This window comes from Niastella populi, assembly GCF_002078015.1.
Taxonomy (GTDB): domain Bacteria; phylum Bacteroidota; class Bacteroidia; order Chitinophagales; family Chitinophagaceae; genus Niastella; species Niastella populi.
Window position 1 is genome coordinate 24,187 of record NZ_LWBP01000229.1, and the last position, 9,189, is coordinate 33,375.

Consider the following 9,189-nt stretch of genomic DNA (forward strand, 5'->3'; position numbering starts at 1 on the left):
TGCCTTCAAATCGCAAAATCCCGAAATCTCTAAATCAGCACTTTCTTATTAATTTAGTTCATCTGCAACAAGATGACCGCCCTTTATCCTGATAATGCGTTTTGTTTGCGAAGCCAGCTCCATATTATGCGTAACGATTATCAATGTTGTGCCGGCTTCATGGTTCAGGTCGAACAACAGTTTTATCACTTTATCGCTGGTTTCTACATCGAGGTTGCCGGTTGGTTCATCGGCAAATAAAATACGGGGGCTATTGGAAAATGCCCGGGCAAGAGAAACCCGTTGCTGTTCACCGCCCGAAAGCTGGGCGGGGTAGTGGTGCATGCGGTTTTGTAGTCCAACTTTTTCGAGCAGGGTAATTGACCGCGAGCGAATATTTTTTTCGCCTCTTAATTCAAGCGGAACCATCACATTCTCGAGCGCCGTAAGGGTAGGCAGCAACTGGAAGTTCTGAAAAATAAAACCAACGTAGCGATTACGTACCTGAGCCCGCTCATCTTCACTCAACTGGTCGAGCCGGATATTGTTCAGTTCAACCGAACCCTGGCTGGCCCGGTCGAGACCGGCGCAAAGCCCTAAAAGCGTGGTTTTACCCGAACCCGAAGGGCCAACAATGGAAACCGTGGAACCGGCTTCTACCGCAAAATTCACTTCATTGAGCACTGTGAGGGTTTGCCCTGCGCCCTGGTACGTTTTACTTACGTTCTTTACGCTGAGAATTGTTTCCATATCTGTTGTGATGTCTGGATCTTTAAACTTTTAATTACAGTTATATGGTAATAAAGTTGCTTAAATTAATGTTATTTTGAGTATAAACTGTTGAACCGGTCAACAGCATTTTGAACAAATTACGAAGTGGAAAATTATAAGGAGGTACCATGAAACAGTTTAGGAGTAATTTTTATATGGGCGGAAAATATTTCGTTACAGGCATGCTGATAATGGCGTTGATGGCCGGTTGCGGTAACAATGAAGAAAAGGCAAATGACACCTCAAATCAGAAGCGGGAACAGGTACCGGCGGCAGGGAAAACGGAAAAAGCAAAAACAATCGTTTTTTACGGCAACAGCCTTACGGCCGGTTATGGCGTAGATCCCTCGGAATCTTTCCCTTCCATTATTCAGGAAAAGATCGATTCATTACAACTACCCTATAAGGTGATAAATGCCGGGGTAAGCGGCGAAACCACGGCGGGCGGCAAAAGCCGTATAGACTGGATCCTGCGCCAACCCGTTAATGTATTTGTGCTCGAGCTGGGCGGTAATGATGGGTTGCGGGGAATTCCCATTGCCGAAACGTCAAAGAACCTGCAGGCGATCATTAACAGGGTACGCGAAAAATATCCCGAGGCTAAGATCATTCTGGCCGGAATGCAGGTGCCGCCTAATATGGGCCGCAATTATGCTACCCGGTTCAGGGCGGTATTTGAACAACTGGCTGCAAAGAACAATGTAGCGCTTATTCCCTTTCTGCTCGAAAATGTGGGCGGCGTTGCTTCCCTGAACCAGGGCGATGGTATTCACCCGAATCCCCAGGGGCATCGCATTGTGGCGCAGAATGTATGGAACGTGCTGCAGGGGATGCTGTAGTGAGTTGATCGTTACATGCACACTTGTTGCCCGAAACTACACGTCTATTGCCAAATACTCGCTTGTATGGGTACATTCCTGCATTTTTGAATTACTTCGCCGCCAAACCAGTCAATCGTCTAATGCAAACGGGCAAACGCATTAACGTTCTTGTAAGGTTATCCTGCTTTTCTTTTCTGGCAACCCAACAGCCGGGAACCAAAAACTAAGAACCGGGAACTTCGTTTTTCCTTACCTTTGCGGCGCAATTCCCACAGGGCGCATGTCAACCCGCTGTACCGGCTTTCTGTAACCATACAGGCAACCGGCTTGCGAACTTCTTCTAATTAATTGAAGATCAGCCGAAAAGCCATCATAAGATTTATTTATCTCCGCATAAAAAGAAATGATATAATGCTGTTTATACTTTTTAGTATAGATTGTTGTACCTTTGTGCTCCTAAACAGAAAAAGGTCAATTTAAAAGAACTTGCTATGAAACGAGCCTTCACAAAATTAGCTTGCTAAGGCTTAAGGCAATGAACGTTTTGCGGCAGGTTCCCTGCCCGTCAGGTCAGGCGGGCGGCTGACCCAAAAATTAAATATTTTTCAGATGAATAATGAGCTTAGTGCAATTGAGAAAACGGTTCTCACTGATTACAAATATGGTTTTGTAACGGACATTGAAGCAGATGAAGCGCCCCCCGGACTAAATGAAGACACCATCCGTTTTATCTCAGCTAAAAAAAATGAACCGGAGTGGATGCTGGAATGGAGGCTGAAAGCTTATAAACACTGGCTTAAGATGGAGGAACCCAATTGGGCCAATGTTAAATACGAAAAGATCAACTACCAGGATATTATATATTATTCTGCTCCCAAACAGAAAAAGAATATCAACAGCCTCGATGAAATAGATCCCGAGTTACGCAAAACCTTTGAAAAGCTGGGTATTTCACTCGATGAGCAAAAACGCCTTTCCGGTGTAGCCATCGATGCGGTTATCGACAGCGTTTCAATCGGTACCACTTTCAAAGAGCAACTGGCCGAACTGGGTATTATCTTCTGCTCTATCAGCGAAGCCATTCAGGAGCACCCTGAACTGGTAAAAAAATACATAGGTTCGGTAGTTCCCATCACCGACAATTATTTCTCTGCGTTGAACTCCGCTGTATTCAGCGATGGTTCGTTTTGTTATATTCCAAAAGGCGTTCGTTGCCCCATGGAACTGTCGACCTACTTCCGCATCAATGCAGAAGGCACCGGCCAATTCGAGCGTACGCTGTTAATTGCCGATGAAGGCAGTTATGTAAGCTACCTCGAAGGGTGTACTGCGCCTATTCGTGATGAAAACCAGTTACACGCTGCCGTAGTAGAGCTTATTGCTATGGAGAACGCGGAGATCAAATATTCAACCGTTCAAAACTGGTATCCCGGCGATAAAGATGGCAAGGGCGGTATTTACAACTTTGTAACCAAACGCGGCATTTGCCAGGGCGCCCATGCAAAAATCAGCTGGACGCAGGTTGAAACCGGTTCATCGATCACCTGGAAATATCCAAGCGTGATCCTGAAAGGCGATCATTCGGTAGGGGAGTTCTACTCCGTGGCGGTGACCAACAACCACCAGCAGGCCGATACCGGTACCAAAATGATGCACCTTGGTAAAAACACCCGCAGCCGTATTGTATCGAAGGGTATTTCGGCCGGGGTTAGTAACAACAGTTATCGTGGACTGGTGCATGTTGGTAAGAATGCAGCCAATGCCCGCAATTTCTCGCAGTGCGACTCATTGCTGTTGGGCGATAAATGCGGCGCGCATACTTTTCCATATATTGAAGTAAAGAACAATACCGCTGTTGTAGAGCACGAAGCCACTACCAGCAAAATTGGTGAAGACCAGATCTTCTATTGCAACCAGCGCGGTATCGATACCGAAACTGCAGTTGCACTGATCATCAATGGTTTTGCCAAAGAGGTAATGAACCAGTTGCCGATGGAGTTTGCGGTAGAAGCGCAAAAGCTGCTGGCTATTTCCCTGGAAGGAAGTGTTGGTTAATTGGCTAATGTGATAATTAGCTAATGTGATAATGAAAATGCATTTGACGATTCACGATTAAAATATATCAAATAACTATGTTATCAATTCACAACTTGCATGCAAGTATTGACGAGAAGAAAATTTTGAAAGGTATCAACCTCGAAATTAAACCGGGTGAAGTGCATGCTATTATGGGACCGAACGGATCCGGAAAAAGCACCCTGGCGTCGGTATTGGCCGGCCGTGAAAATTATGAAGTAACAGAAGGCACTGTTGAGTTTGCCGGAAAAGACCTGCTGGAACTGTCTCCTGAAGAAAGGGCCGGTGAAGGTTTATTCCTCGCATTTCAGTACCCAGTAGAAATACCAGGTTTAAGTACAACCAACTTTATAAAAACTGCAGTGAATGAAGTACGTAAGTATCGTGGCGAAGAACCGCTGGATGCTGTAGCATTCCTGAAGCTGATGAAAGAGAAAATGGCGCAAACCCACATCGACCAGTCGCTGCTGAGCCGTTCACTGAACGAAGGCTTCTCTGGTGGTGAAAAAAAGAGAAATGAAGTGTTCCAGATGGCGATGCTTCAACCCAAACTGGCCATTCTCGATGAAACCGATTCTGGTTTGGATATCGATGCCATTCGTATTGTAGCCAATGGGGTGAACAAGTTACGCAGCAAGGATAATGCCGTGCTGTTGGTTACCCACTATCAACGGTTACTCGATTATATCGTTCCTGATTTTGTACATGTATTGTATAACGGGCGAATCGTAAAATCTGGTCCCAAAGAACTGGCGCTCGAGCTGGAGGAAAGGGGATATGATTTCATTAAAAATGAATTTAAAGTTGAAGCATAAGTCAGTTACAGGTTTCAGGTTACAAGTTACAGGGATATGACATTGAAACAGCCCTGGATTTTAAAGCCCTGCAACCTGAAACTTGTAACCAGTAACGTGAAACATGAAACGCTTAAGAAACAATGAACAATTTAGAATATATTAAAGAACGGTATAGCAAGTTACCTGATGTAAGCGACCTGAACGGACTGGGTGTTATTCGTCAAAAAGCATTTGATGCGTTGAATACAATGGGTATTCCCACAACCCGCCACGAAGAGTGGAAGTATACCCGTATCGGCAGTTTTTTCAATAAGGAATACAAGTACCAGGCAGGCCAGTCTGCAGTGACCGCAGCCGACCTTGCGTCTGTTCGCTTGCCCGGTTATGAGCAGGCCAATGAACTGGTATATATCAATGGCAGGTATGTGCCTGAGTTATCGGTGATCCGCTCAAAAGGACTGACCGTACAGCCACTACAGGAAGCTGCCAGTAATGAGTATAGGGATATCGTTGCAAAACACCTCGGCCACAGCAGCAATTACCTGAAAGACGGTATTATGGCGCTGAATACTGCTTTTGTGCAGGATGGAATGTTTGTTCATGTTAAAAAAGGACAGATCATAGAGCATCCCATATACATTTATAATATTACCGATGCCCGTGAGGCCAATGTGCTTTCGCAGCCACGTACCCTGGTGTATGTAGGCGAGAACGCACAGGTGAAGTTTGTTGAAACATTCAACACCCTCGGCACACAGGAAAGCTTTACCAACCGCGTGATAGAGATCGTGGTGGAGAAAGACGCCATTACCGAATATTATAAAATTCAAACCGATGCTTCGCATGCAAGCCAGGTAGCTACCACGCACATTCAGCAGATCGGTAAAAGCTATACGCATACCGTAACTGTTTCACTGAATTACGGCCTGGTTCGCAACAACCTGAACATTGTGCTCGACGAGCAATATTGCGAAGCGCATTTATACGGTATTTATTTACAACAGGGGCAAAGCCACATTGATAACCATACGGTAGTTGACCACGCCAAACCCCATTGCGAAAGCAATGAGCTGTACAAAGGCATGTTAGACGATCAAAGCACCGGTGTATTCAATGGAAAGATCTTTGTACGCCAGGATGCGCAAAAAACGAATGCCTACCAGAGCAATAAGAATGTATTGCTGGCGGAAGGCGCAAGCGTGAACACCAAACCTCAGCTGGAGATCTTTGCTGATGATGTAAAATGCTCACACGGTTGTACCATTGGTCGCCTCGATGAAGAAAGTTTATTCTACCTGCGCTCGAGAGGGATTACAGAAAGCACTGCCCGCTCTTTATTGTTACACGGGTTTGCCGTAGATATTCTGGAGCAGATCAAAATAGATCCCATTCGCGAGTATGTCGACAAACTGATTTCTGAACGTTTGGAATTTGATTTAGCATGATACAGAGCAACACCATATCAAAGGAGCTGGATGTTTATGCCATACGGAAACAGTTCCCGGCGCTGAACCGGCAGGTGAAGGGTCAGCCATTGGTATATTTTGACAATGCCGCAACTACACAGAAGCCGCAGGTGGTGATAGATGCACTGGTTGATTATTATACAAACTATAACGCAAATGTGCATAGGGGTATACATACGCTGGCCGAAGAAGCGACAGCCGCTTTTGAAGCCAGCCGCGATGCAGCCCGTCAATTTATCAATGCTGCTTCAAGGGAAGAGGTAATATTTACCCGGGGTACTACCGAAGGCATTAACCTGGTAGCATATACCTGGGGACGTAAAAATATAAAAGCCGGGGATGAGATCATCATCACCGAAATGGAGCACCACTCGAATATTGTACCGTGGCAGTTACTGTGCGAAGAGAAAGGCGCCCTGTTAAAAATGATTCCCCAACAAGACGGCGTTCTGTTGCTCGATGAGTATAAAAAACTGCTGAGTTCAAAAACAAAACTGGTTTCCGTAGTGCATGTATCCAATGCGCTGGGAACCGTGAACCCGGTAGAAGAGATCATAAAGCTGGCGCACCAGGCCGGCGCAAAAGTGCTGATCGATGGCGCGCAATCGACCGTTCACCTCGATATAGATGTGCAGGCGATGGATTGTGATTTCTTTGCCTTTTCATCACACAAGGTATACGGGCCAACCGGTATCGGTGTGTTGTATGGCAAAAGGGAATTGCTTGAGGCCATGCCGCCTTTTCAGGGTGGTGGAGAAATGATAAAAGAAGTGACGCTGGAGAAAACCACCTATGCCGATCTGCCTTATAAGTTTGAGGCCGGTACGCCGAATATCGGCGATGCGGTGGTATTAAAAACGGCCCTAGAATATGTGAGCAAAACAGGAAAGGAAAAGATCCGTAAGCATGAGACCGAATTACTGAATTACGCTACTGAACAACTGGTACAGTTGCCTGGTCTTCGCATCATTGGCGCTGCCGCCACCAAGGTAAGCGTTGCCTCATTCTTTATAGATAAAGTACATCCGCAGGATATTGGCATTTTGCTCGATAACCGCGGTATAGCGGTAAGAACCGGTCATCATTGCGCACAACCATTGATGCATTGTTTTGGCATACCAGGCACCATCAGGGCCTCATTTGCCATGTACAATACAAAAGAAGAAGTAGATCAGTTGATACTTGGATTGCAGAAAGCTTTAAAACTGTTATTATAACAATGAGCGATCATAAGACCATACAGGAAATAGAGAATGAAATAGTGGAAGAGTTTGCGCTGTTCGATTCATGGGATGATAAATACGAATATATCATTGACATGGGTAAAAAGCTGCCGGCGCTGGAAGAGAAGCATAAGCTCGATGAAAATAAAGTGCGCGGCTGCCAAAGTACTGTATGGCTGGTATCTGAATACAAAGACGGATTGATCTATTTCAAAGCCGATAGCGATGCCATCATCGTAAAAGGATTGATCAGTATGCTGATAAGGGTGCTTACAGGCCATACGCCCGATGAGATCATCAATGCCAACCTGGAATTCATTCAGAAGATAGGCATGACCACACATCTGGCACAAACCCGCGCAAACGGGTTGCTGGCAATGGTAAAACAAATGAAGAATTACGCACTTGCCTTTAAAATTAAAAACTCGATGCCGCATGGAGAACGAAGCGCTGAAACAAAAAGTAATTGAAGTATTGCAAACCATTTTTGATCCTGAATTACCGGTGAGTATTTGGGAGCTGGGTTTGATCTATGAAATAAATATACTGCCGATCAACAACGTTCAGATCGTAATGACATTAACGGCGCCCGGTTGCCCGGCTGCACAGTCGTTACCGGTTGAAGTTGATCAGAAGGTGCGTCAGATCGAAGGGGTGAATGACGTGCATGTGGCCGTAACATGGACGCCCGCCTGGGACAAAAGCATGATGTCGGAAGCGGCACAACTGGAATTGGGATTTATGTAGAGCGCTGAACGCAAAACGCTGAACGCATAACGCATGAAGCGGTTTCATAAAAACAAGAACTCATTTTTACATGAAAATAACTGCACAGGAAGAATACGGTTTGCGTATATTGATACGGCTTGCAGCCTGCAAGGATACGAATGGCATGAGCATTCCGCAGTTAAGTGAAGCGGAAGGGCTTACCGGTACATATGTTGCCAAGCTCACCCGTATCTTACGCATGAAAGGATTGATAAAAAGCAAACCCGGCAATAAAGGAGGGTATGTACTGGCAAAACCGCCAAAAGAAATTGTGATCAATGATGCATTGAAAGCCCTGGGCGGACCAATGTTCAACAGCACTTTCTGTGGTTCGCATGCCGGCACTATGAAGTTATGCACCAACTCGGTCGATTGTTCAGCCCGCTCGTTGTGGCAGATGATCCAGTATACGCTCGATCAGTTGCTCGATAAAGTAACGCTGCACGACCTCGTAAACTCAGAAAAAGAATCAACCAAAATATTATACCAGATGCTGCAACCCGATCCTGCAATAATGAAAAGCATTATGAATATAGTAGGGCAGGAAGGATAACAGCATACAACTTATTATAAAAAAGCTCCGGTATACAGGGGCTTTTTTATTGTCAATGATTTAACAGGTTGCTATTAAAAAAATGCCCCCGGCAGTCATATGCCGGGGGCGAAATTTTTAGATATGTTAGGAAGGTTTTTTAAATCTTTTTAGATCACCACCCTTTGGACCAATATTTTTAACGCCCTGGTTTCCGCTCTTGTTCTGTTCATCTTTTTTCTCCTCACTGCTTTTTGGTTCATTGGCCGCTCCCTCTTTATCTTCTTTCCCTTTTTGTTCTTTGGCTATTCGCTCTTCTTTTTCTTTCTGTTCTCTGGCGGCACTTTCTTTATCTTCTTTCTCTTTTTGCTCTTTGGCTAAACGCTCTTTATCAGCGCGCTCTTTGTCTTCTTTTTCTTTTTGTTCCCTGGCGGCGCGTTCTTTATCTTCTTTCTCTTTTTGCTCTTTGGCCATACGCTCTTTATCGGCGCGCTCTTTGTCTTCTTTTTCTTTTTGTTCCCTGGCGGCGCGTTCTTTGTCTTCTTTCTCTTTTTGCTCTTTGGCTATACGCTCTTTATCAGCGCGCTCTTTATCTTCTTTTTCTTTCTGTTCTCTGGCGGCGCGTTCTTTGTCTTCTTTCTCTTTTTGTTCCCTGGCTATGCGCTCTTTATCGGCGCGCTCTTTGTCCTCTTTTTCTTTCTGTTCTTTGGCCGTATGGTCTTTATCTTCTTTCTCTTTTTGCTCTTTGGCTATACG

Annotated in this window: 10 protein-coding genes; 8 read left to right on the top strand and 2 right to left on the bottom strand. The window is 45.2% G+C overall.

Annotation, left to right across the window (positions count from 1 at the left end; genetic code table 11):
• Nucleotides 1-48: 48 nt before the first annotated feature.
• Entirely contained in the window at nt 49-729 is a 681-nt protein-coding gene (locus A4R26_RS29895) for an ABC transporter ATP-binding protein (RefSeq protein ID WP_081170199.1), read from the bottom strand.
• A gap of 149 nt (nt 730-878) precedes the next feature.
• Here A4R26_RS29895 and A4R26_RS29900 point away from each other — a divergent pair, with 149 nt between their 5' ends.
• From A4R26_RS29900 to A4R26_RS29935, 8 genes are all read left to right on the top strand, one after another.
• A complete protein-coding gene (locus tag A4R26_RS29900) occupies nt 879-1,589 on the top strand; it encodes an arylesterase (protein ID WP_081170200.1) in 711 nt (236 codons plus the stop codon).
• Between the two features lie 591 nt (nt 1,590-2,180).
• Complete coding sequence (sufB, locus tag A4R26_RS29905; RefSeq protein WP_081170201.1) at nt 2,181-3,626, top strand: Fe-S cluster assembly protein SufB; 1,446 nt, start codon at nt 2,181-2,183, stop codon at nt 3,624-3,626.
• A gap of 77 nt (nt 3,627-3,703) precedes the next feature.
• Nucleotides 3,704-4,462: a Fe-S cluster assembly ATPase SufC gene (gene sufC / locus A4R26_RS29910; RefSeq protein ID WP_081170202.1), complete on the top strand. Its 759-nt coding sequence runs from the start codon at nt 3,704-3,706 to the stop codon at nt 4,460-4,462.
• A gap of 122 nt (nt 4,463-4,584) precedes the next feature.
• Nucleotides 4,585-5,889: a Fe-S cluster assembly protein SufD gene (gene sufD, locus A4R26_RS29915; RefSeq protein WP_081170203.1), complete on the top strand. Its 1,305-nt coding sequence runs from the start codon at nt 4,585-4,587 to the stop codon at nt 5,887-5,889.
• On the top strand, nt 5,886-7,127 hold the full coding sequence (locus A4R26_RS29920; protein WP_081170204.1) for a cysteine desulfurase: 1,242 nt from the start codon (nt 5,886-5,888) through the stop codon (nt 7,125-7,127). The genes sufD and A4R26_RS29920 overlap by 4 nt, the downstream gene beginning before the upstream one ends.
• 2 nt (nt 7,128-7,129) lie before the next feature.
• Nucleotides 7,130-7,603 (top strand): SufE family protein, encoded by a 474-nt coding sequence (locus A4R26_RS29925; protein ID WP_081170205.1) that lies wholly within the window; start codon nt 7,130-7,132, stop codon nt 7,601-7,603.
• Nucleotides 7,569-7,880: an iron-sulfur cluster assembly protein gene (locus A4R26_RS29930; protein WP_081170206.1), complete on the top strand. Its 312-nt coding sequence runs from the start codon at nt 7,569-7,571 to the stop codon at nt 7,878-7,880. The genes A4R26_RS29925 and A4R26_RS29930 overlap by 35 nt, the downstream gene beginning before the upstream one ends.
• 70 nt (nt 7,881-7,950) lie before the next feature.
• Complete coding sequence (locus tag A4R26_RS29935) at nt 7,951-8,454, top strand: RrF2 family transcriptional regulator (RefSeq protein ID WP_081170207.1); 504 nt, start codon at nt 7,951-7,953, stop codon at nt 8,452-8,454.
• A 126-nt stretch (nt 8,455-8,580) separates the two neighbouring features.
• On the opposite strand, the gene A4R26_RS35265 is transcribed toward A4R26_RS29935, so the two are convergent.
• Nucleotides 8,581-9,189, bottom strand: a 609-nt coding sequence (locus A4R26_RS35265; protein ID WP_207625853.1) for a hypothetical protein, incomplete at its 5' end; no start/stop codon positions are given.